This is a genomic window from Variovorax sp. Soil_C_12 (assembly GCF_057657375.1).
The window spans coordinates 187,482-211,143 of record NZ_JBDGIO010000011.1; the positions used below are offsets into that span (position 1 = coordinate 187,482).

15 protein-coding genes and 1 pseudogene are annotated in these 23,662 nt (G+C 69.5%); 10 read left to right on the top strand and 6 right to left on the bottom strand.

The genetic code is table 11. The features are described from left to right. The first annotated feature begins 25 nt into the window (after positions 1–25). Positions 26–964: a M14 family metallopeptidase gene (locus AC3A6X_RS26020; RefSeq protein ID WP_487844887.1), complete on the top strand. Its 939-nt coding sequence runs from the start codon at positions 26–28 to the stop codon at positions 962–964. Positions 965–978: 14 nt separating this feature from the next. Here the strand turns inward: AC3A6X_RS26020 and AC3A6X_RS26025 are convergent, their stop codons facing one another. Continuing rightward, positions 979–2,778 (bottom strand): glutamine--tRNA ligase/YqeY domain fusion protein, encoded by a 1,800-nt coding sequence (locus AC3A6X_RS26025; protein ID WP_487844888.1) that lies wholly within the window; start codon positions 2,776–2,778, stop codon positions 979–981. A 137-nt stretch (positions 2,779–2,915) separates the two neighbouring features. Here AC3A6X_RS26025 and AC3A6X_RS26030 point away from each other — a divergent pair, with 137 nt between their 5' ends. Beyond that, positions 2,916–3,272, top strand: a complete 357-nt coding sequence (locus tag AC3A6X_RS26030; RefSeq protein ID WP_487844889.1) for a hypothetical protein — start codon at positions 2,916–2,918, stop codon at positions 3,270–3,272. A gap of 153 nt (positions 3,273–3,425) precedes the next feature. Here AC3A6X_RS26030 and AC3A6X_RS26035 read toward each other — a convergent pair whose 3' ends face one another. From AC3A6X_RS26035 to AC3A6X_RS26050, 4 genes are all read right to left on the bottom strand, one after another. Beyond that, the gene (locus tag AC3A6X_RS26035; protein ID WP_487844890.1) at positions 3,426–4,268 is read right to left on the bottom strand and encodes a LytR/AlgR family response regulator transcription factor; all 843 of its coding nucleotides are present in this window, start codon (positions 4,266–4,268) and stop codon (positions 3,426–3,428) included. Beyond that, entirely contained in the window at positions 4,265–5,338 is a 1,074-nt protein-coding gene (locus AC3A6X_RS26040) for a sensor histidine kinase (protein WP_487844891.1), read from the bottom strand. The genes AC3A6X_RS26035 and AC3A6X_RS26040 overlap by 4 nt, the downstream gene beginning before the upstream one ends. Further along, positions 5,335–5,625, bottom strand: coding sequence for a 2TM domain-containing protein (locus tag AC3A6X_RS26045; RefSeq protein ID WP_487844892.1), 291 nt, complete (start codon positions 5,623–5,625; stop codon positions 5,335–5,337). Before AC3A6X_RS26045 ends, AC3A6X_RS26040 begins: the two co-directional genes overlap by 4 nt. A gap of 64 nt (positions 5,626–5,689) precedes the next feature. Next, positions 5,690–6,217: a DUF6622 family protein gene (locus AC3A6X_RS26050; RefSeq protein WP_487844893.1), complete on the bottom strand. Its 528-nt coding sequence runs from the start codon at positions 6,215–6,217 to the stop codon at positions 5,690–5,692. Between the two features lie 226 nt (positions 6,218–6,443). Between AC3A6X_RS26050 and AC3A6X_RS26055 the strand changes: the two genes are divergently transcribed. Genes AC3A6X_RS26055 through AC3A6X_RS26070 form a run of 4 tightly spaced genes read left to right on the top strand, consistent with a single transcriptional unit; the run spans position 6,444 to position 15,677 of the window. After that, positions 6,444–7,730: an efflux RND transporter periplasmic adaptor subunit gene (locus AC3A6X_RS26055; protein ID WP_487844894.1), complete on the top strand. Its 1,287-nt coding sequence runs from the start codon at positions 6,444–6,446 to the stop codon at positions 7,728–7,730. Between the two features lie 13 nt (positions 7,731–7,743). After that, positions 7,744–10,866: an efflux RND transporter permease subunit gene (locus AC3A6X_RS26060; RefSeq protein ID WP_487844895.1), complete on the top strand. Its 3,123-nt coding sequence runs from the start codon at positions 7,744–7,746 to the stop codon at positions 10,864–10,866. Positions 10,867–10,884: 18 nt separating this feature from the next. After that, positions 10,885–14,196 carry an efflux RND transporter permease subunit gene (locus AC3A6X_RS26065; protein WP_487844896.1) on the top strand — a complete coding sequence of 1,104 codons (3,312 nt, stop codon included), beginning with the start codon at positions 10,885–10,887 and terminating at the stop codon, positions 14,194–14,196. Positions 14,197–14,228: 32 nt separating this feature from the next. Continuing rightward, a complete protein-coding gene (locus AC3A6X_RS26070) occupies positions 14,229–15,677 on the top strand; it encodes an efflux transporter outer membrane subunit (protein ID WP_487844897.1) in 1,449 nt (482 codons plus the stop codon). A 142-nt stretch (positions 15,678–15,819) separates the two neighbouring features. Here AC3A6X_RS26070 and AC3A6X_RS26075 read toward each other — a convergent pair whose 3' ends face one another. Next, positions 15,820–16,689 carry a MurR/RpiR family transcriptional regulator gene (locus AC3A6X_RS26075; protein ID WP_487844898.1) on the bottom strand — a complete coding sequence of 290 codons (870 nt, stop codon included), beginning with the start codon at positions 16,687–16,689 and terminating at the stop codon, positions 15,820–15,822. A 123-nt stretch (positions 16,690–16,812) separates the two neighbouring features. On the opposite strand from AC3A6X_RS26075, the gene AC3A6X_RS26080 reads away from it, so the two are divergent. The 4 genes and pseudogenes from AC3A6X_RS26080 to AC3A6X_RS26095 all read left to right on the top strand — a co-directional run. Next, positions 16,813–18,153, top strand: coding sequence for an aspartate aminotransferase family protein (locus tag AC3A6X_RS26080; protein ID WP_487844899.1), 1,341 nt, complete (start codon positions 16,813–16,815; stop codon positions 18,151–18,153). A gap of 20 nt (positions 18,154–18,173) precedes the next feature. Next, positions 18,174–19,079: a transporter substrate-binding domain-containing protein gene (locus tag AC3A6X_RS26085; RefSeq protein WP_487844900.1), complete on the top strand. Its 906-nt coding sequence runs from the start codon at positions 18,174–18,176 to the stop codon at positions 19,077–19,079. 16 nt (positions 19,080–19,095) lie between these two features. Continuing rightward, on the top strand, positions 19,096–19,746 hold the full coding sequence (locus AC3A6X_RS26090) for an aspartate/glutamate racemase family protein (RefSeq protein ID WP_487844901.1): 651 nt from the start codon (positions 19,096–19,098) through the stop codon (positions 19,744–19,746). 261 nt (positions 19,747–20,007) lie between these two features. Next, positions 20,008–23,571: pseudogene (locus tag AC3A6X_RS26095) on the top strand (autotransporter-associated beta strand repeat-containing protein); the annotation flags it as partial. Positions 23,572–23,662 lie beyond the last annotated feature (91 nt).

Sequence of the window (23,662 nt, forward strand, 5' to 3'; positions counted from 1 at the left end):
CCACACGCCGCAGCGTCACTTTGCCATGCCCCCGATCCTCCCGCGCCTCGAAGTCGTCCAGGGCGATCTCTCCGCCTACCGCCAAGGCAACACCGGCGTCGACTACGTCCACCGCTTCGAATCCGGCAAGCCGGGCCCGCATGTGCTGATCAACGCGTTGACCCATGGCAACGAGATCTGCGGGATGGTGGCCGCCACCCGGCTGCTCGACGAGGGTGTGCGACCGAGGATCGGCACGCTCACGGTGAGCTTTGCCCATGTGGAGGCCTACAACGCCTTCGACGCCGAGAAGCCCTTCGAGAACCGGCAGCTGGTGCACAACCTCAACCGCATCTGGTCCGACGAATGGCTGGAGGGGGCCGAGGACAGTCCCGAGCTGCGCCGGGCCCGCGAACTGCGGCCGGTGGTGGCCGCGGCCGACCACATCCTCGACCTGCACTCCACCAGCCAGGACGTGGTGCCCTTCTGGGTCTACCCGGCCTTCGCGCGCAACGCGGCCGTGGCGCTGGCGATCGGGCGCCCGTCGGTGCACCTGGTGATGCCCAAGGGCCTGGGCTCGGGCACGCCGCTGATCCAGCACGGCCGCCACGGCGAGGACGAAGGACCGGCCGGCGCGGCGCTGGTGGCCGAGTGCGGGCAGCATTTCCTGCAGGCCACGGCGGATACGGCGGTGGGGGTGACCTTCGATTTCCTGGCTCATTTCGGGCTGGTCGAGCGCGAGGTCGACGCCCCGGCACCCGGGCCGCAGCGGCGCTTCGAGCTGCTGGAGACGCGCATGGTCAAGACGCCGGAATTCCGCTTCGTGCGGCCGCTCGTCGGCTTCGAGGTGTTCGCCAAGGACGAGCTGATCGCGATCGACGGCGACGAGGAGATCCGCGCGCCGTGCGAGGACTGCACGGTGCTGATGCCGGCCAGGGTGCCGATCGTGGGGCGGGAAGGGGTGTATCTGACGCGGCCGCTGTAGCCGCCGCGGATCGATCACTTTCCCCAACTGTCCTTCATGCCGGCCGCGCGGTTGAACACCAGTCCGGCGCCTGCGGCCTGGCGGCTGTCCGGCACGAAGTAGCCGTGCCGCTCGAACTGGAAGGCCTGGCCGGCCGTGGCCTTGGCCAGTGCCGGTTCGGCATAGGCCTGCGTCACCACCAGGCTGCTCGGGTTCAGCTCGTCCTGCACTTCGCCGGCACCGGGCTGCGCCGCCGCGAACAGGCGCTCGTACAGCCTCACTTCCGCCGGCACCGCATCGGCCGCCGCCACCCAGGTGATGTTGCCCTTGACCTTGATCGCGTCCGCCCCCGGCGTGCCGCTCTTGGTGTCCGGCACCAGCTTGGCCTGCACCTCTGTGAGCTTGCCGTCTGCATCGCGCGTGCCGCCCGTGCATTCGATGACGTGGCCGTACTTGAGGCGCACCTTGTTGCCCGGGAACAGGCGGAAGAAGCCCTTGGGCTGCACGTCCTCGTAGTCCGTGCGCTCGATCCAGACCTCGCGGCCCAGCTTGAAGCTGCGCTTGCCCATCTCCGGATGGTGCGGATGCACGGGCGCCGTGCATTCGTCGAGGAAGCCGGCGCCCATCAGTTCGTCCCAGTTCGTGATGACCAGCTTGACCGGGTCGAGCACGGCCATGGCGCGCGGCGCCACCGGGTCCAGCGTGTCGCGCAGAGCGGCCTCCAGGCTCGCGTAGTCGATCCAGCCGCCCGACTTGGTGACGCCGGAACGCTCGCAGAAGAGCTTCAGCGCATCGGGCGTGTAGCCGCGCCGGCGCAGGCCGGCCAGGGTGGGCATGCGGGGGTCGTCCCAGCCGTCGACATGGCCCTCCTCGACCAGCTGGCGCAGGCGGCGCTTGCTGGTGATCACGTGGGTCACGTTGAGCCGCGCGAACTCGTATTGGCGCGGGTGCGGCGAGGCGATCAGGCCGCCCTCGGCCAGGCGGTCCAGCAGCCAGTCGTAGAAGGGGCGCTGGTCCTCGAATTCCAGCGTGCAGATGCTGTGGGTGATCTGCTCCAGCGCGTCTTCGATGGGGTGGGCGAAGGTGTACATCGGGTAGATGCACCAGGTGTCGCCGGTGTTGTGATGGGTCGCGCGGCGGATGCGGTAGAGCGCCGGGTCGCGCATGTTGATGTTGGGGCTGGCCATGTCGATCTTCGCGCGCAGCACGGCGGCGCCGTCGGGCAACTGGCCGTCCCGCATCGCGCGAAAGCGCACGAGGTTCTCGTCCGGCGTGCGGCTGCGGAAGGGGCTGTCGGTGCCGGGCGTGTTGAAGTCGCCGCGGGTGGCGCGGATCTGCTCGGCGCTCTGCTCGTCGACGTAGGCCAGGCCGGCGCCGATCAGGTACTCGGCCGCGCGGTACATGAAGTCGAAGTAGTTGCTGGCGAAGTAGACGTGCTCGTTGGGCTGGCCGGGCCGGGCCGGATCGTCGGCCAGGCTGCAGTCGTAGCCCAGCCACTTCACCGCGTCGCGGATGGCGTCGACGTATTCCTGCTCCTCCTTCTCGGGGTTGGTGTCGTCGAAGCGCAGATGGCACACGCCGCCGTATTCGCGGGCCAGTTCGAAGTTGAGCCAGATGCTCTTGGCGTGGCCGATGTGCAGGTAGCCATTGGGCTCCGGCGGAAAGCGCAGCCGCACGCGGGCCGGGTCCTGCATGCCCTGGGCGTGGTGCGCGGCGTCGCCGGGGGAGCCGCCCCAGCGGCGGCCGGCGTAATTGCCCTGTTGGAGGTCGTTTTCGATGACGTGGCGCAGGAAATGGCTGGGTTTGGAGGTATCGTGGTCGGCAGCGGAAGTCATCTCTTCATTCTAGGTGGCGGTTCTGTGGAGTTACGTTTGGAAACGTTCTTCACTGTGCAGTGTGAACCGGGGTGACATTTGATGCGTTCAATACGGACATGGACGCATGCGTCCCCCTCAACAAGGAGATCCACACCATGAGCCTCACCCGATCCACCTTCTTCAAATGGGCTGCCGCCGGCGCTGTCGCAGCGGGCGCCTTGTTCACTGCCGCCTCGGCCAATGCTCGCGGCGACGTGAGCTGGTCGGTCGGCATCAGCGCTCCCGGCGTGGCCGTTGGCGTCGCTGCTCCCCCGGTGTATTACGCACCGCCGCCGCCCGTTTACTACCGTCCGGCCGCCCCGGTTTACTACGCCCCGCCGCCGCCGGTCTACTACCGTCCGGCCCCGGTGTACTACGCCCCGGCGCCCGCTTACTATGGCCCGCCGCGCGGCTACTACCGTCACCACGGTTACGGCCACGGCCACGGCCACGGCCACGGTCACTGGCGTTGAGCGTAGACAGCCACGATTGCCTGCTGTCACATGAAAAAACCGGCCCTCGGCCGGTTTTTTCATCGCCGGGCCACCCCAAGATGAAAATCGCCCCCTCGGGGGGCAGCGACCACACGAAGTGAGGGGAGCGTGGGGGCCATTTTTCATGGGCGCTCACATGGCCTTGAAGAGGTGGGCGTAGAGGCGGCTGACGGGGATCTTCTCAGCACGCCCGCGCAGCGCGAGGTGCTGCTTGCCCGCCTCGTCGCGATGCACCGACTCGATGGCATCACTGCGCACCACCGTGGCGCGATGCACCTGCCAGAACACGCCCGCGTCGAGCCGCGGCAGCAGCTGCTTGAGGGGAGTGCGGATCAGGTATTCGCGGGTGGCGGTGAGCACGCGCACGTACTTGTCGGCGGCCTCGAAGTACAGGACCTCGTCGATGGGCACCATGCGCACCGTGCTGCCGGCGCTGCCGGCCTCGCTGGCGGCGATCAGCTTGAGCGGCGCCGCGCCACCCGCAGCGGGAAGTCCCCCCGCGCCGCCGGCCGCGGCCAGCACCTGCCGCCACTGCGCGAGCGTGCCCGCCAGCGCATCCTCGGCGCTGGGCGCGGCGCCGTTGCGTTGCGGCTCCAGCGCCTGTTGCAGCCGCGCGACAGTTCGCCGCAGCCGCTCGGGCTGCACCGGCTTGAGCACATAGTCGATGGCCTGGGCATCGAAGGCCCGGGCCGCGTATTCGTCGTAAGCCGTCACGAAGACCAGCTGGGGCATCGGCGCCTCGTCGGCCGGCCAGGCGTCGGCCAGCTCGGCGGCGGCGGCCAGGCCGTCCTGGCCCGGCATGCGGATGTCGAAGAACAGCACCTGCGGCAGCAGCTGCAGTGCTTCGCGCACCGCACTGCGGCCGTCGGCTACCGTCGCGAGCACTTCGAGCTCGGGCCAGGCGGCGGCGAGCTCGGCGCGCAGGGCCTGGGCCAGCAGGGGTTCGTCTTCGGCGATGAGGGCGGTGGTCTTCATGCGGACAGGGGGAGGTTGATGGTGACGCAGGTGCCGCCTGCGGGGCCTGCTGCCAGCTGCAGGCCGTCCTGCTCGCCGTAGGCGGTGGCGAGGCGTTCCCGCACCTGCGAGAGGCCGAAGCCGCCGTCGGGCCGCGGCGTGCTGTCGTGCGGATCGATGGCGATGCCGACGCCTGTATCGCGCACCTCGAGCACCAGGCGCCGGCCTTCGCGCCGCGCGCCGACCGCGATCTCGCCGCCCTCGACCTTCGGCTCCAGTCCGTGGCGAATCGCGTTCTCCACCAGCGGCTGCAGCAGCAGCGGCGGCACCGGCACCTCGCGCAGATCGTCGGGCAGCTCGAGCCGGTAGGCGAGCCGCGGGCCCATGCGAACGGACATCAGTTCCAGGTAGTCGCCCAGCCGCTGGAACTCGGCCGCGAGCGGATGCGCGAGCGCGCGCGAGCCGCTCAGGGTCACGCGCAGGTAGCTGTTGAGGCGGTCGAGCATGGCCACGGCGCGCGGCGGGTCGGTGGCGATCAGCACGCGCAGGTTGGCCAGCGTGTTGAAGAGCATGTGCGGCTCGAGCTGGGTCTCCAGCAGCTTGAGGCGCGCATCGGCGGCGTCACGCTGGGCCAGCGCGATCTCGCCTTCGAGGTACTTGCTCTTGCCGAGGCTGTAATAGAAGTAGCAGATGACGACGCCGGCCACCACCGTGATCAGCACCGTGGAGGCGAGCTTGTCCCGCGAGAAGCTCAAGAATTCGAGCAGGGGCTTGCCCGTCCAGGCGTCGCCGATCACGTTGCCGCCGAGGAAGCCGACCGCGATGCCCACGATGACCAGCACCACGCCGCGCCACCCTTGCGGCCAGGGCTTGGCCGTGCGGCCCGCGAGCACCAGCCGGCCGATGTCGATCACCAGCCAGCTGATGAGCCCGATCGAGAGCGAGTAGACGAACTGCGGCGCCCAGGCGCCCCGGCCCGAGACCGACAGCCCCACCGCGATGACGCAGCAGAAGCCGGCGGTCGAGATGCCGTGACGCAGCACGTGCCGGAGGTTTTGCGGCGAGAAGTTGCGCGACAGGGTGCCGCTCACCCGCGGTCTCCGCCGCGCAGCGCCTTGCGCTCGCGTTCGAGCAGCCGGTCGTAGAAGTTGCCGCCCGGCGCGACGAAGAACACCACCGCGCCATGGATCAGCAGCCCCAGGCCCCAGCCGAGGAGCGGGTACATGGCCCAGTTCTGCCCGCGGGAGCTCGCCAGGATGACGAGGAACAGGTTGACCAGCACGTAGACCGTGGCATGGAGGTACCAGCCCATCTTGGCGCCGGCACGGCGGCGGGCGAGGCGTTCGGTGCGGTCGTTGGAGGAAAGGGCGTCGTTCATGGTGAGACCTCTTGAAGCGATGATGGATTCTTGCGGAAGAACAGGGCCGCGTTGCGTTTCCTGCTCAGACACCGGCCGCCGGCAGGGCTTCGCGGTCCTCGCGGATGGCCAGCTTCCACAGGCGCAGCGACCGGGCCGCGAAGATGCCGCTGAAGGCGCCGTAGAGCGTGCCGATGCCCAGGGCGAAGCCTGCGTGGCGCGCCAGCTCCGGATGCATCGCCAGCAGCACGCCGACCGCGTACTTGGTGAAGAAGATGCCCATGAACAGCGCCAGCGGCACCGCGCTGCCTGGCAGGTGGAAGGTGCGGGTCGCCGCGTCGAAGCGCGCGGCGGCAGGCAGGGGCCAGCGCTGCACCGTCAGTAGAAGCAGGGTGGCCGCGCCGGCCCAGCCGAGCAGGGCGAGCGGCGAGTCGCCGAAGGCCGAGAGCATGCCGTAGAAGGACAGCCCGGTCATGGCGATCGGCAGCAGCGTCACGCGGGTCAGGCTCACGGTGCCGGCGAGCAGCTGCTTGGCGCCCATCCACACGAGCAGGGCGAAGAGGGCGTACACCCAGCGCGGGGTGTGGGTCAGGATCTGGGTCAGCATCTGCATGTTGCTTCTCCTTGAAGGTTGATGCGTCGATGGGCGGACTGTGCCGGCGGACCCGCGGCCCCGCCACGCGCTTGCGACGAGCTGCAGCCGGCCGGCGCGAGTTGCAATCCGCTGTCGCCGGACGCAAAGCTCAACGCCGGCTTTACCGGGGCTTTACGGTCCGTAAGAACTGGGCGCTACGATTCGGCGCTCCACTACGGGCTGCCTGCGAACTGCCCTGTTGCCGATGTCTTCCCCCGCCCCCGAGCCCGCTGCCACCGCCCCCCTCGCCGAACCGCCCGCGCCGCGGCCGCCGTCGCGCCGGCGGCGCTGGCTGGGCAGCCTGGCCGCGCTGCTGTTCGTGCTGGCCCTGGGCGGTGGGGCGTGGTATCTCATCAAGCGCTCGGGCGAGCCGGTGGCCGGCCGCGGCGGCTTCGGCGCACCCGGCTCCACCGTCGGCCATGCGGTCGCGCGTCGTGCCGAGCTGCCCGTGACCATCGATGCGCTGGGCACCGTGACGCCGCTGGCAACCATCACCCTCAAGCCGCAGGTCGGCGGGGTGCTCACCGAGGTGCTCTACACCGAGGGCCAGACGGTCACCAAGGGACAGCTGCTGGCCCGCATCGACCCGCGCCCCTACGAGCAGGCGCTGATGCAGGCCCAGGGCACGCGCGTGCGCGACGAGGCGCAGCTCGAGGCCGCGCGCGTGACGCTGGCGCGCTACCGCACGCTGCTCACGCAGGACTCCATCGCCCGCCAGGACGTCGACACCCAGGCCGCGCTGGTCAAGCAGCTCGAAGGCACGGTGGTGACCGACCGTGCCGCCGAGGCCGCGGCCAGGCTCAACGTCGAATACACGCGCATCACCGCGCCGGTGGCCGGGAAAATCGGCCTGCGCACGGTCGACCCCGGCAACACGGTGACGGCCAATGCGAGCACCGGCATTGCGGTGATCACGCAGATGAACCCCATCGACGTGCAGTTCGCCGTGCCGCAAGACCGCCTGCCCGACATCCAGGCCCAGCTCGCCAAGGGCGTGGCGCTGCCGGTCAAGGCGCTGGACCGCACGCGCAGCACCACGCTGGACACCGGCGGCTTCTCCACGCTCGACAACGTGGTCGACACCAGCACCGGCACCATCAAGGGCAAGGCCCGCTTCGCCAACGCACAGACCACGCTGTTCCCCAGCCAGTTCGTCAACGTGCAGATGACGCTGCGCACCCTCAGCGCGATCGTCGTGCCGGTGACCGCGGTCCGCACCGGGCCCACCGGCAGCTACGTCTACGTGATCAACGAGGACCGCACGGTCACGATGCGCCCGGTCAAGCGGGGCGAGTCGACGGTCGAGCTGGCAGCGATCACCGAGGGCCTGGAGCCCGGCGAGAAGGTGGTGACCGAAGGGGGTGACCGCCTCAAGGACGGCGCGCAGGTGCTGCTGCAGGGCGACAAGCCGGCGGCCGGCCCGCGCCCGGGCGCCTCGGGCCCGCGCGGGCCGCGCGGCGAGGGCCGCCGCCGGCAAGCGCCGCCGCAGTGAAGGAGCGACGCCGATGAGCCCATCGCGCCCCTTCATCGAGCGGCCGGTGGCGACCGCCCTGCTGATGCTCGCGATCGTGCTCGCGGGCCTGGTGGGCTTCCGCTTCCTGCCGCTGGCGGCCCTGCCGCAGGTGGACTACCCGACCATCCAGGTGCAGACCCTCTACCCGGGCGCCAGCCCCGAGGTGATGAGCCGCACCGTCACCGCGCCGCTGGAGCGCCAGTTCGGCCAGATGGCGGGGCTGGACCGCATGAGCACGGTGAGCTCGAACGGCGTCTCCATCGTCACCCTTCAGTTCGCGCTCGACCAGACCCTCGACGTCGCCGAGCAGCAGGTGCAGGCCGCGATCAACGCCGGCGGCTCGCTGCTGCCGGCCGACCTGCCGGCGCCGCCGGTGTACGCCAAGGTCAACCCGGCCGACGCGCCCATCCTCACGCTGGCCGTGAGCTCCAACACCATGCCGCTGACCGAGGTGCAGAACCTGGTCAACACGCGGCTCGCGCAGAAGATCAGCCAGGTGGCCGGCGTGGGCCTGGTCTCGCTGTCGGGCGGCCAGCGACCGGCGGTGCGTATCCAGGCCGACACCAACGCGCTGGCCTCGGTGGGCATCGGCCTCGACACGCTGCGCACGGCCATCGCCGCGGCCAACGCCAACAGTGCCAAGGGGAGCTTCGACGGGCCGCAGCGCGCCTACACGATCAACGCCAACGACCAGTTGGTCGCTGCGGCCGACTACAAGAACCTGATCGTCGCCTGGAAGAACGGCGCGCCGGTGCGCATGAGCGACGTCGCGCGGGTGGTCGATGGGGCGGAGAACACGCAGCTGGGCGCCTGGGCAGCGGCGCGTGCGGAGTCGAGGGACGACCAGAGCACCGCAGCCCTCTATCCTGCAATCATCCTCAACGTGCAGCGCCAGCCGGGCGCCAACGTGATCGGCACCGTCGACGCCATCAAGAAGCAACTGCCCGAGCTCGAGGCCTCGCTGCCCGGCGCGCTCAAGGTCGAGGTGCTGAGCGACCGCACCACCGGCATCCGCGCCTCGGTGAATCACGTGCAGCTCGAGCTCGCGCTGGCCGTGGTGCTGGTGGTGCTGGTGATCTTCCTGTTCCTGCACAGCCTGCGCGCCACCGTGATCGCCAGCATTGCGGTGCCGATCTCGCTGATCGGCACGCTGGGCATCATGTACCTGCTGGGCTACAGCCTCAACAACCTGAGCCTGATGGCGTTGACCATCGCCACCGGCTTCGTGGTGGACGACGCGATCGTCATGATCGAGAACATCGCGCGCTACCTGGAGGAGGGCGAGCCGCCCTTCAAGGCCGCGCTCAAGGGGGCGACGCAGATCGGCTTCACCATCATCTCGCTGACGGTGTCGCTGGTGGCGGTGCTGATCCCGCTGCTCTTCATGGGCGACGTGGTGGGGCGGCTGTTCCGCGAGTTCGCGGTCACGCTGGCGATCACCATCCTGATCTCGGCCGTGGTCTCGCTCACGCTCGTGCCCATGATGTCGGCGCGCTGGCTCCGGCCCCAGGCCGAGGAGGGTGGCCGCTTCGGCGCGCGCGTGCAGCAGTTCTTCGAGCGCGTGATCGCACGCTACGACCGCCAGCTGCAATGGGTGCTGCGCCACCAGCCGCTGACGCTCCTGGTGGCGCTGCTGACGCTGGCGCTGACGGTGCTGCTCTACGTTGCCATCCCCAAGGGCCTGTTCCCCACGCAGGACACCGGGCAGCTGCAGGCGCGCATCGAGGCGGCGCAGGACGTGTCCTTCGTGCGCATGGCCGAGCTGCAGAAGGCCGCGGCCGAGGCCATCCTGGCGGACCCCGACGTGCGCAGCCTCAGCTCGGTGGTGGGCGTGGACGCGGCCAACAACACCGCGCTCAACACCGGGCGCATGCTGATCAACCTGCGCTCGGACCGCGACGAGCAGGCCAGCGTGATGCAGCGCCTGCGCGATCGCGTGCGCGCGGTGCCGGGCGTGATGCTCTACCTGCAGCCCACGCAGGACCTGACCATCGACGCCGAGACCGGCCCGACCGAGTTCCGCGTCGCGCTCGAGGGCGTGGACACCACCGTGGTGAACGACTGGGCGAAGAAGCTGGTCGAGCGGCTGCGCAGCACGCCGCAGGTGCGCAACGCCACCACCGATGCCGGCGCGCAGGGCCTGGCCGCCTACGTGGACATCGACCGCAACACCGCATCGCGCCTCTCGGTCACGGCCAGCTCGGTCGACGATGCGCTCTACAGCGCCTTCGGCCAGCGCATCGTCTCCACCATCTTCACCGAGACCAACCAGTACCGCGTGATCCTGGAGGCGCAGCGCGAGGCGCTGGCCTCGCCGCAGGGGCTGGGCAACCTGCAGCTGCGCACCGGCGCGGGCGCGCCGACGCCGCTGTCCGCGCTGGCCACCGTGCGCGAGCAGCTGGCGCCCTTGCAAGTTACGCGCGTGGCGCAGTACCCGGCCGCCACCGTGGGCTTCGACACCGCGCCCGGCGTGGCGCTGGGCAAGTCGGTCTCGGCAGTCCGCGCAGCGGCCAAGGAGATCGGCCTGCCCGCGAGCGTGCGGCTGAACTTCCTGGGGGCGGCCGGGGCCTACGAGAAGTCGCTGACCAACCAGCTGTGGCTGATCCTGGCGGCCGTGGTGTGCGTGTACATCGTGCTGGGCGTGCTCTACGAGAGCTACATCCATCCGCTGACGATACTGTCCACGCTGCCCTCGGCCGGCGTGGGCGCGCTGCTGGCGCTGATGGTGACCGGCAACGACCTGGGGGTGATCGGGATCATCGGCATCATCCTGCTGATCGGCATCGTGAAGAAGAACGCGATCATGATGATCGACTTCGCGATCGACGCCGAGCGGCATGAAGGCAAGTCGCCGCAGGAGGCGATCCACCAGGCGGCGCTGCTGCGCTTCCGGCCGATCCTGATGACCACGCTGGCGGCGCTGTTCGCGGCGCTGCCGCTGATGTTCGGCTGGGGCGAGGGTGCGGAGCTGCGGCGACCCTTGGGCCTGGCGATCTTCGGTGGGCTGGTCGTGAGCCAGGTGCTGACGCTGTTCACCACGCCGGTGATCTACCTGGCCTTCGATCGGATGGGGCGCAGGTTCCGGGGGAAGCGTGATGCCGCGCACGCCGCTTGAGCTTCGGGAGGGCGGCGCGTGAACCTCTCCCGCCCCTTCGTCGAACGCCCCATCGCCACGGTCCTGCTGACCATCGGCATCGCCCTGGCCGGCATCGTCGCCTTCTTCGTGCTGCCGGTGTCGCCGCTGCCGCAGGTCGACTACCCGACCATCTCGGTCCAGGCCAGCCTCGCAGGCGCCAGCCCCAGCACCATGGCCTCCAGCGTGGCCACGCCGCTGGAGCGGCGGCTGGGCATCATCCCGGGCGTCAACGAGCTGACCTCGACCAGCTCCAACGGCTCGGCGCGCATCACGCTGCAGTTCGACCTCAAGCGCAACATCGACAGCGCCGCGCGCGAGGTGCAGGCCGCCATCAACGCCGCCCGCGCCGACCTGCCGGCCACGCTGCGCAGCAACCCGACCTACCGCAAGCGCAACCCGGCCTCCGCGCCGGTGATGATCCTCGCGCTCACCTCCAAGACCCGAACGCCGGGCCAGATCTACGAGGCGGTGTCCAACATCGTGAGCCAGCGCCTGTCGCAGGTCGAGGGCGTGGGCGAGGTCGAGATCGGCGGCGGCTCGCTGCCGGCGGTGCGGGTGGAGCTGGAGCCCTTCTCGCTCAACCGCATGGGCATCAGCAGCGAGGACGTGCGTGCCGCCATCCAGGCCAACAACGCCAACCGGCCCAAGGGCGCGATCGAGAGCGGCGACCGCCGGCTGCAGATCTACACCCCCGCGCCGGGCCGCCGCGCCAGCGACTACCGCGACCTGGTGATCGCCTGGCGCAACGACGCGCCCGTGCGCCTGGGCGACGTGGCGCGGGTCATCGACAGCGTCGAGAACACCCGCACGCTGGGCCTGTTCAACGGCGAGCCTGCGGTGGTGATACTGGTCACGCAGGAGCCGGGCGCCAACATCATCGACACGGTGGACGGCATCCGCGAACTGATGCCCGAGCTGCGCGCGCAGCTGCCCCAGGACATCGACATCCAGATCGCCTCGGACCGCACCAACTCCATCCGCGCCTCGCTGCGCGAGATCGAGACCACGCTGATGATCTCGATCGTGCTGGTGGTGCTGGTGGTGGGCCTGTTCCTGCGCAAGGCGCGCGCCACCATCATCCCCGCGGTGGCGACCGTGGTCTCGCTGCTCGGCACCTTCGGCGTGATGCACCTGCTGGGCTTCAGCCTCAACAACCTGAGCCTGATGGCGCTGACGGTGGCCACCGGCTTCGTGGTCGACGACGCGATCGTGGTCCTCGAGAACACCGCGCGCCATGTCGAGGCCGGCATGAACCGCATCGAGGCGGCGCTGCGCGGCGCGCGCGAGGTGGGCTTCACGGTGCTGTCGATCAGCCTGTCGCTGGTGGCGGTGTTCATCCCGCTGCTGTTCATGGGCGGGCAGGTGGGCCGGCTGTTCCGCGAGTTCGCGGTCACGCTCTCGGCCTCGGTGCTGATCTCGCTGGTGATCTCGCTCACCACCACGCCCATGCTCTGCGCCATGCTGCTGCGCAGCGAAGCGGAGGAGGGGCCGGGCAAGAAGCACGGGCGCGTGCGGACCTGGCTGGGCCGGCGCTTCGAGGGCGCCTGGCAGTGGACGCTGCGCGTCTACGCCCACAGCCTGGACTGGGCGCTCGCCAGCAAAGGCGTGGTGATGGTGGTGCTGCTGGCCGTGATCGGACTCAATGTCTACCTCTTCAACGCCATCCCCAAGGGCTACTTTCCGCAGCAGGACAACGGCCAGCTCAACGCCGGCATCCGCGCCGACCAGAGCATTTCCTCCGCTGCGGTCGCCGACAAGCTGCGCCAGGCGGTGGACATCATCCGCAAGGACCCGGCGGTGGCCACGGTGGTCGGCTTCTCGGGCGGCGGCCGCGCGGGCGGCGGCTTCATGTTCGTCAACCTGAAGCCGCTCGCGCAGCGCACCGAGAAGACGCAGGTCGTCATCGACCGCCTGCGCCCGCAACTCAACCAGCTCACGGGCCTGCGCGTGTTCCTGTTCCCGGTGCAGGACCTGCGCATGGGCGGGCGCTCCAGCAACTCCAGCTACCAGTACACGCTCAAGGGTGACAACCTGGACGACCTGCGCAAGTGGACCGCCAAGCTCGCCGACCGCCTGCGCCAGGAGACCGCGCTGACCGACATCGACAGTGACGATTCGGCCAACGGCGTCGAGACCTTCGTGGAGGTCGACCGCGACGCCGCGGCGCGCCTGGGCGTCACCTCGAGCGCGGTCGACAACGCGCTCTACAACGCCTACGGCCAGCGCTCGGTCGCCACCATCTACGACGAGCTCAACCAGTACTCGGTGATCATGGAGTGGGCGCCGCGCTTTCAGCGCGCGCCGATCGTGCTGAAGGACCTCTACGTGCCCTCGACGCTCAACACCGTCACCAGCGCGAGCGGCGCGAGCACGGTCAGCTCGGTGGACTTCGACACCGACGCGACGACCGGCACCTCGACCACCACCTCGGCCAACCCGGCCTCGCGCACTTCCTCCGCGGGTCAGCAGATCGCGACCACCGCCACGCCCATGGTGCCGCTCGCCGCCTTCTCCAAGCTCAGCGAGCGCGCGGTGCCGAGCTCGATCGACCACCAGGACACCGAGCTCGCGAGCACCATCTCCTTCAGCCTGGCCGACGGCGTGAGCATCGCAGACGCGCGCCGCGTCGTGGCCCAGGCCGAGGCCGATATCGCCATGCCGATCAACGTGCGCGGCAGCTTCCAGGGCACCGCGCTGGCGGCGCAGCAGTCGCAGGCGCAGCAGCTGTTCCTGATCCTGGCGGCGCTCATCGTGATCTACATCGTGCTGGGCGTGCTCTACGAGAGCCTGGTGCATCCGATCACGGTGCTGACCACGCTGCCCTCGGCCGGGGTCGGGGCGGTGCTGGCGCTGCTGCTGTTCCGCATGGAGTTCTCGATCATTGCGCTGATCGGCGTGTTCCTGCTGATCGGCATCGTCAAGAAGAACGCGATCCTGATCATCGACTTCGCGCTCGAGGCCGAGCGCGCCCGCGGCCTGAGCGCGGTGGAGGCGGTGCGCGAGGCCTGCCTGCTGCGCTTCCGCCCCATCCTGATGACCACGCTGGCGGCCGCGCTGGGCGCCTTGCCGCTGGCCATCGGCTTCGGCGAGGGCGCCGAGCTGCGCCAGCCGCTGGGCGTGGCCATCATCGGCGGCCTGATCGCCAGCCAGCTGCTGACCCTGCTGACCACGCCGGTGGTCTACGTGCTGCTCGACAAGCTGCGCCGCCGCCCGGCCAACGAGAAGTACCTGAGCCGCGAGGCGACCGACCCCTCCCTTGCCCCCGACCCCTCTCTGGCTCCCTCTCCCTCCGGGAGAGGGCTGGGGTGAGGGCACCGACCCTCGATGACCTCGCAACGCCCATGATCGCTCCGAACTTTTCGCTCGACCGACGCACACGCTGCGCTGCCGTCGTCGCCTTGGCTCTGGCCCTGAGCGCCTGCGCCATCGGCCCGACCTACGAGCAACCCTCCACCGCCGCGCCCTCCGCGTGGAAGGAAGCCCCCGCCGCCGAAGGCTGGCTCCCCGCCGCCCCCGCCGACGCCCTGGACCGCGGCGAATGGTGGAAGCTCTTCGGCGACCCCGCGCTCGACGAACTGGCCGCGCGCGTGCAGATCTCCAACCAGAACATCGCCGCCGCCGTGGCCAGCTATGCGCAGGCCCAGGCGGTGGTGCGCGAGCAGCGCGCGGCGCTGTTCCCGACGGTCTCGGCCAGCGGCAGCGCGACCCGTTCCGGCGCGCGCAACACCTCGCCCAGCACTGCCACCGGCGCTGCGCTGCGCGCCGACTGGGCGCCCGACGTCTGGGGCCGGCTGCGCCAGGCGGTGGGCGGCGCCCAGGCCAGCGCCCAGGCCAGCGAGGCCGACCTGGCCTCGGCGCGCCTGTCGGCAGTGGGCGAGCTCGCGACCAACTACTTCTCGCTGCGCGAGGCCGATGCCGAGCTGCGGCTGCTGGAGGTCACGCTGGAGGGCTACCAGCGCAGCCTGGAGATCGCGCGCAACCGCTACAACGCCGGCATCGCCGCCCAGACCGACGTGCTGCAGGCGCAGGCGCTCTACGTCAACACCCAGGCCGAGCGCGTGGCGCTGAAGCGCACCCGCGACACGCTGGAGCATGCGATCGCGGTGCTGGTCGGCGCGGCGCCGGCCGAGTTCAGCCTGCCCGCGGCCGACTGGAAGCCCACCATGCCCGGCATCCCCTCCGGCGTGCCTTCGACGCTGCTGCAGCGCCGGCCCGACATCGCCGCGTCCGAGCGCGCGGTGGCGGCGGCCAATGCACAGATCGGGATCGCGCGGACCGCCTACTTCCCGAGCTTCAGTTTGAGCGGCGCGCTCAGCACCAACGCGAGCCGGGTGGGCGATCTGTTCAACGCCTCGAACACGCTGTGGTCGCTGGGCCTGTCGGTGGCGCAGACGGTGTTCGATGCCGGCGCCATCGGGGCGCAGGTCGACCAGGCCAAGGCGGCGCACGAGGCCGCGGTAGCGCGCTACCGCCAGACCGTGCTCACTGCCTTCCAGGATGTCGAAGACCAGCTCACCGCGGGCGCGAGCCTGGCGCAGCAGGAAGGACTGCGGCGCGAGGCTTCGGCGGCGGCGGACCTGAGCGAGCAGCAGTTCCTCAACCGTTACCGGCAGGGGCAGGTGAGCTATACCGATGTGGTGACGGCGCAGGCGTCGGCGCTGAATGCGCGGCGCACGGTGCTGCAGTTGCAGGTGAGCCGGCAGAACGCGGCGGTGGGGTTGATCCAGGGCTTGGGTGGGGGGTGGCAGGCGGAGTGGATGGCAACCGCGACGCCACGCCCCGGCTCCTGACTTGCTCCCTCTCCCGCTTGCGGGAGAGGGCTGGGGTGAGGGCTCTGGGCGCTCGATCAAGCGCAACGCCGAAGCACGCGCCCAGTGCCCTCACCCCAACCCTCTCCCGGAGGGAGAGGGAGCAATACCGAGGAGCAAGGACTCAAGCGCCTCGCAGCCGTGGCGGCTGCAAATACGCCCCCGACTCGAACAACTGCGCCTCCGCCTCATCGATCCGCCGTATCACCGGCTTCCCCGCCCGGCTCGCCAGCATCTCCACCAGCGCCTCGGTCACCGCCACCCCTGCCGCCACCGACGGAAAGAAGGAAGGGCTGTCGATCGCGAACAGCAGCGTCTCGTCCGCCAGCAGCGACAGCGGCGACGCGATGCTGTCGGTAACCGCCACGATGCGCAGCCCCGCCGCCTTCGCCGCCTGCGCCACCTGCAGCGCCTCGCGCGAGTAGGGCGCGAAGCTGGCCACCAGCAGGGCATCGCCCTTGGCAAAGGCGCGCTGCTGCATCTCCAGCGAGCCGCCCTGGCCGTCGAGCAGATGCACGCTGGCGCGGAACATCCGGTACACGTAGACGAAAGAGAAGGCAATCGGAAAGCATGCGCGAAAACCCGCCGCGTGCACCGCGTTCGCCTTCTCCAGCACCGCGCAGGCGCGCTGCAGCGCGGCCTCGCTCTGGCGGTGGGTGTTGTCCAGGTTGCGCCGCTGCACCTCGAACATCTCGCCGGCCAGGCCCTGGTCCTGGGCGCGGCCGATCAGGGTCTTGGCGCGTGCGCCGTAGGCGTCCGAAGTCCCGAGCCCCATCTCCGCCGCCACCGCATCCTTGAACTGCGGCCAGCCCGCGTAGCCCAGGTGCTGCGCAAAGCGCACCAGCGTGGCCGGCGTGGCGCCGGCGCGCGTGCCGACGCTGCGCATCGAGCTGGTGACCACCTCGTTCGGGTGGTCGAGCACATGCTTGGCGATCTGCTGCAGGGCAGGGCTGAGGCTGTCGTAGCGCTGGCGCAGATCGTCTTTGACGCCCATGGTCTGGTCTCCGGTTGGAACGAATGTACCGGATGGAACAGCGGCTGTTGCATGATTCTGTTGACGGAACAAATGTTCCAAACAATAATTCCAGCAACACATTAGTTCCATACTGTTCAGGCCATGACGCACGTCTTCCATCGCCATCTCCGCCACACGCCCAGGCTCGCCGTCGCCGCCAGCGGCATGACCTTGCGCGACGCGGAGGGCCGCGAGTACCTCGACGCCTCGGGCGGCGCCGCGGTGTCCTCGCTGGGCCACGGCCATCCGGACGTGATCGCCGCGATGCACGCGCAGATCGACAAGCTGCCCTACGCCCACACCAGCTTCTTCACCAGCGAGCCGGCCGAGCAGCTGGCCGACGAGCTGATCCGCACCGCGCCTGCGGGTATGAGCCACGTGTATTTGGTGAGCGGCGGCTCGGAGGCGGTGGAGTCGGCGCTCAAGATGGCGCGGCAGTACTTCGTCGAGCTCGGCCAGCCGCAGCGCACCCACTTCATCGCCCGACGCCAGAGCTACCACGGCAATACGCTGGGCGCGCTGGCCGTGGGCGGCAACGCCTGGCGGCGCGCGCCCTTCGCGCCCATCCTCGTGCCGGCCACGCATGTCTCGCCCTGCTATCCCTACCGCGAGCAGCGTGCCGGGGAAATGCCCGAGCAGTACGGCCGGCGCCTCGCCGACGAGCTCGAGGCCGCGATCCTGGGGCAGGGCCCCGACAGCGTGATCGCCTTCGTGGCCGAAACGGTGGGCGGCGCCACGGCCGGCGTGCTGACGCCGGTGCCGGGCTACTTCAAGGCGGTGCGCGAGGTCTGCGACCGCTACGGCGTGCTGCTGATCCTCGACGAGGTGATGTGCGGCATGGGCCGCACCGGCACGCTCTACGCCTGCGAGCAGGAGGGCGTGGTGCCCGACCTGGTCACCATCGCCAAGGGCCTGGGGGGCGGCTACCAGCCGATCGGCGCAGTGCTGGCGCAGGGGAGGATCGTCGAGGCGATGTCGCAGGGCAGCGGCTTCTTCCAGCACGGGCACACCTACCTGGGGCACCCCGTGGCCTGCGCCGCCGCGCTGGCGGTGCAGCGGGTGATCCACCGCGACGGCCTGCTGGCCAAGGTGCGCAGCGACGGCGAGGCCTTCGGCGCCATGCTGCGCGAGGCGCTGGGCGCGCATCCCAACGTGGGCGACATCCGCGGCCGCGGCTTCTTCTGGGGCGTGGAGCTGGTGGCCGACCGCGCGAGCAAGGCGCCCTTCGACCCGGCGTTGAACCTGCACGTGCAGATCAAGAAGGAAGCCATGGCCCAGGGCCTGCTGTGCTACCCCTTCGGCGGCACGGTCGACGGCAAGCTGGGTGACCACGTGCTGCTCGCGCCGCCCTTCATCGCGAGCCGCGACGACCTGCGCGAAATCGCGACGCGGCTGGCCGCGTCCGTCGACGCCGTCGTGCGCGCCGCCATCACGAATTCCTAACCACCCTCGAGGAGTTTTCCATGGTCTTCCCACGCCTGCAGATCGCCGGCGCCGTCTTCGCGGCCGCCTTCACCCTGATGCCCCTGGGCGCGGCGCACGCGCAGGAGGGCGGCACGCTGGCCAAGGTAAAGGCCAGCGGCGCCATCACCATCGGGCACCGCGAATCCTCCTTCGGCTTCTCGTATCTCGACAGCGATCTCAAGCCGGTGGGCTACAGCATCGAGATCTGCAAGCGCATCGTCGAGGCGATGAAGGCCGAGCTGAAGATGCCGGCCATCGAGGTCCGCTGGCAGGCCGTGACCTCGGCCAACCGCATCCCGCTGGTGACCAACGGCACGGTGGACATCGAGTGCGGCTCCACCACCAACCTGGTCGAGCGCCAGAAGCAGGTGGCCTTCTCGCCGGACATCTTCCGCTACAACGTGCGCATGCTGGTGAAGGCCGATTCGGGCATCAGGAGCATCGCTGACCTGCAGGGCAAGACGGTGGTCACCACCACCGGCACCACCTCCTTCCGCCTGCTGCGCGAGGCCGACAAGGGCCGCAACCTGGAAGTGAACAACCTCGCGGGCAAGGATCACACCGACTCCTTCCTGCTGGTGGAGAGCGGCCGCGCCCAGGCCTTCGTGCTCGACGACATCCTGCTGGCCGGGCAGATGGCCAATGCGCGCAACCCCAAGGACTTCATCATCACTGGCGAGAGCCTGCGTACCGAGAACCAGGCGCTGATGTTCCGCAAGGACGATCCGCAGATGAAGGCGCTGGTCGACCGCGTGGTCGGTGGCATGATGAAGTCGGGCGAGATGGAGAAGCTCTACAACCAGTGGTTCATGTCGCCGATCCCGCCCAAGAACATCAACATCAACTACCCGCTCAATGCCGAGACGAAGGAGGGATTTGCCAATCCGTCGTCGAAGGGTATCTGAGCCCGGAGCTTCATTCATGACCCGCATCGCCCTGATCCATGCGCTCGCTCACTCGGTGGCTCCCATCAACGCCGCCTTCGAGCGCGACTGGCCCGAGGCGCTGCGGATGAACCTGCTCGACGACAGCCTCTCGGCCGACCTGGCGCGCCAAGGGCGAGGGCTGGACGCGGCGATGCACGAGCGCTTTCAGCGGCTGGCGCAGTACGCCGTCGACACCGGCGCGCAAGGCATTCTCTTCACCTGCTCGGCCTTCGGGCCGTGCATCGAGGCGGTGGCGCGGCGGCATGCGGGGATGCCGGTGCTCAAGCCCAACGAGGCCATGATCGCGGAGGCGGCGGCCGGCGCCGGCAAGCTCGGGCTGATTGCCACCTTCGGGCCGACGCTCGAATCCATGCCGCCGGAATTTCCGGCCGGCGTCGAGCTCGAACTCGCGCTGGCCGAAGGGGCGCTCGACGCGCTCAACGCGGGCGACACCCGGACGCACGATGAGCGCATCGCGGTGCAAGCCCGTGCCCTACGCGACAAGGGCTGTACCCGCATTGCGCTTGCCCAGTTCAGCATGGCACGCGCCCGTGCAGCCTGCGAGGCGGCTTCCGGGTTGCCGGTGCTGACCACAGTCGACAGCGCGGTGAGAGCCTTGCGCACGCGCCTGACAAGGCATTCATAACAGGCGTCGGCTCCTCGATCCATGTGCGCATGCCGATCCGCGGACGGGCATGCCGGGTTGCGGATGAATTCTCGCTTTTTCTCGCTTTGTCCTGACTGCGCCCCCTGGCATTTCTACCATTCCATGGTCGCCAGCCCCTCGGTTCTACAAACTGCGGCCTGAGCTCCCGGCGCGTGGTCGGAGCCATTGGTCGCTACGCAGGCGGCCTTGCCCACCACGTGCATGTCGCACGGATGGCCCGAGAACGACCCGGGACCGCCCATGAACAGAACGTATCGCAGTCTTTGGAACCCCGCGCTGGGCGCCTGGGTGGCTGCTCCCGAGAACGCCCGCGCGCGAGGCAAATGCAGCAACAGCGCTTCGCGCATCGCGAGGGCTTGCATCGTCGTGCTGGCCCTGAGCGCCGCGACAACGACGCAGGTGCAGGCCCAGTCCCTGGGCCTCGAAGGGGGCGAGGGAGGGGGCCGCGACGGGGTCGCCGCCGGCGGTTCGTCGGCTGTTCCAGATGGATCGACTGGATCGAGCGATCTCAGCGGCGACGGTGGCGGTGGCGGTGGCGGTGGCGGTGTCAGCTTGTCGACCGGTGTCGGAGGCAAAGGCGGCACGGGCGGGCATGGCGAACACGTGACGGGCGCGGGCGGGCAGGGCGGTAGCGGCGGAAGCGTCGCCAGCACGACCCAAGGGATCAACACCGTCCCGCTGATCGGTGGGGCAGGCCAGAACGGCGCGCAGGGCGGAGACGGAGATGTCGAAGGCGGCGGCGGCGGTGGTGGTGGCGGCGGCGGTGGGTTTGGCCTGGTCCTCTCGGGCGCTGGCCTTGCAGGCAACTCGTCGCAGATCGAAGGTGGTGACGGTGGGAGCGGCGGCCGCGGGGGCATGCGCTTCTCTGGCAGCGTCGGGCAATACGCGGGCAGCGGCGGCGGTGGCGCCGGTGGCGGCGGGGCCTTGTTCACAGACGCAATCAGCTTTTCGAACAGTGGTTCCGTGTCAGGGGGAAAAGGGGGGCAATCCGCAGGGGGCAACCTGGGCGAAGACACCGGCGGCGACGGCGGCATGGGCATTGCACTCACCGGAGGCGGCGGGATCGACAACACCGGCGTCATTGCCGGAGGCGCGGGCGGCGCGGGCAACTATTCAAGAAGCAATTCTCTCGTTGGCGGCAACGGCGGCGCTGGTGTCTTGCTCACATCCGGTGGCACCGTACTGAACGCAGGCACGATCCAGGGCGGCGTGGGGGGCTCGTCGACCAGCTACAACCCGAATGTCCCGCCTAACCCTCGCCTTCTCCCTGGCGTTGGAGGTGCCGGTGTCGTGGCAACCGGCAATGTGAGCATCACCAACGCCGGCACCATCAGCGGTGGCCTGAGCGGCAATGGCGGCGCGACGCGCGCGAACGCCGTCGAGCTGTCCGGTGGCAACAACACGCTCACCCTGCAGGCCGGCTATGCCTTCATTGGCAATGTGGTCAGCAGGCCGGCGGCCTATGGCGGTGACGCGCTGGTGCTCGGCGGCGATGCGAGCCCATCGGCCGCCTTCAATGTTTCCAACATCGTGGGCACCTTGCCGGCCTCGTACGCCGGCACGCAGTACGTGGGCTTTGCGCACTTTGCCAAGACCGGCGCGAGCACCTGGCGGCTCACGGGCAACGGCAGCGCCGGCCAGCACTGGTCGATCGAAGACGGCACGCTGCAAGGCGATGCGAACACCTTCGCCGGCCACATCAACTTCGCACCCGCGTCGCCTGCCGGCAACCCGGGCGTCACCTTCGATCAAGGCAGCGGCAACGCCAACAGCGCCGTGTCCGCCGTGTATGCCGGCACGATCAGCGGAGCGGGGTCGCTGACCAAGATCGGCGACGGCACGTTGACGCTCACCGGGGACAGCACGTACACCGGCACCACCAACATCAGCGAGGGGACGCTGGCGCTGAGCGGCGCGGGCAGCATCGCTGCATCGAGCGCTGTCATTGCCAATGGCAACCTGGACATCAGCGGCACCCTCAACGGTGCCACGCTCACGAGCCTGGCGGGCAACGGCAGCGTCACCCTGGGAGCCCAGACCCTGACGCTGTCCAACGCGAACGGAACGTTTGCCGGCGTCATCGGCGGTACGGGCGGGGTGACGCTGTCGAGCGGCACCCAGACGCTCTCGGGCATCAACACCTACAGCGGCGGCACCACGATCAGCAGCGGCACCCTGACCGGCAGCGCCACGAGCTTCGGCAGCGGCGCTATCGCCAACAACGCCGCGCTGCGGATCGATCAGTCCGTGAATGCCGCCTTCGCCAACACCATCACCGGCAGCGGTACCCTGGTCAAGAGCGGTGCCGGCGCGCTGGCGCTGACGGGGACCAACACCTACAGCGGTGGCACCACCGTTGCCGGCGGTACGCTCGAGCTCGCAACGACGGGCGCGGCGGGCTCCGGAGACATCACGGTCGACAACAGCGCCAATCGGAATGCTACGCTTCAGGTCGATGCTGGCGTCCATATCGACAACGCGGTGTTCGTCAGCAATCAGGGCACGCTCAACAATTCCGGTGCGATCACGGCGAGCAATCCCGCCGGGCCAGGTGTCGCGGTTGCGGTGCGTGGCGGCACAGTCAACAACTCCGCGACCGGGACCATCATCGGAGATGGTGCTGGCGTGACGCTGGAGGGTGGGGCCGGGGCTGTCACCAATACCGGCGGCCTGATCCAAGGAGGCAATGGCATCGGTGTGCAGGGTGGCCCTGTCACAGTCGTCAACGAAGCTGGTGGAACCATCACGGGCGCGCTCGTGGGCGTCCTCATGCTCAACGGCGGCACTGTGGTCAATGATGTCAATTCGACGATCCGGAGCCAAGACCTTCCTTTCTCCATCAGGGCGGCCTCCGTCTACATCGATGGCGGTGACGCGACGCTTATCAACAAGGGCGCCTTGGTCGGGCGCGTAGTGTTCGATCCCAATCGCACGGGCTTCGTCAACACGGCGACGCTGTTTACCGGCTCGTCGCTGCAAGGCAATCTGGACATCGGCACCAACACCGCATCGAGCCTGATACTGGATGGATCAGGCCAGCAACTGCTTTCGAATGCGGTGACCGATGGCATCCAGTTCGCCGGCAAGCTGGTCGGCCAAGGCGGCGGAACGTGGATCATTGACCGGGACCTCGCCCCGGCGAGCACGACCATCGCGGCGGACAGCACGTTTCAGCTCGGCAATGGCGGCACGGTCGGCTCGATCACGGGGCCGATCGACACCAACGGCACGCTGGCCATCAACCGCTCCAACGCGCTGACGTTCGGCGACTCGATCAGCGGCACGGGCGGGTTGACTCAATCCGGCACCGGCACCACCTTCCTGACCGCCGACAACAGCTACAGGGGCGGCACGCGCCTCAACGCGGGCGTGCTCTCCGTATCCAGCAATGCCAACCTTGGCGATGCGGCAGGCGGTCTCGCGTTCGGCGGCGGCACCCTGCAGACCACCGCCGACATCACGATGAACCGTGCCACCACGCTCGATGCGCAGGGCGGCACGATCGACACGCTCGCGGGCACGGCGTTGACGCACCAAGGCGTGATCGGCGGGGCGGGCGGCCTGACCAAGACCGGTGCGGGCATGCTGACCCTGACAGGCGAGAACACGTACGCGGGCGGCACCACCATCAACGCCGGCGCCGTGACCGGCAGCGCCGCCAGCTTCGGCAGCGGCGCCATCACCAACAACGCCGCACTCTTCATCGATCAGTCCGGCGATGCAAGCCTTGCCACCTCCCTCGCCGGCAGCGGCTCCTTGACCAAGACCGGCGCCGGCACGCTGACGTTGACCGGGACCAACACCTACGCAGGCGGCACCACCGTCGCAGGGGGTGCACTGTCGATCTCTGCAGATCAGAATCTGGGCGCAGCCGCAGGCCCGCTGAACCTCGATG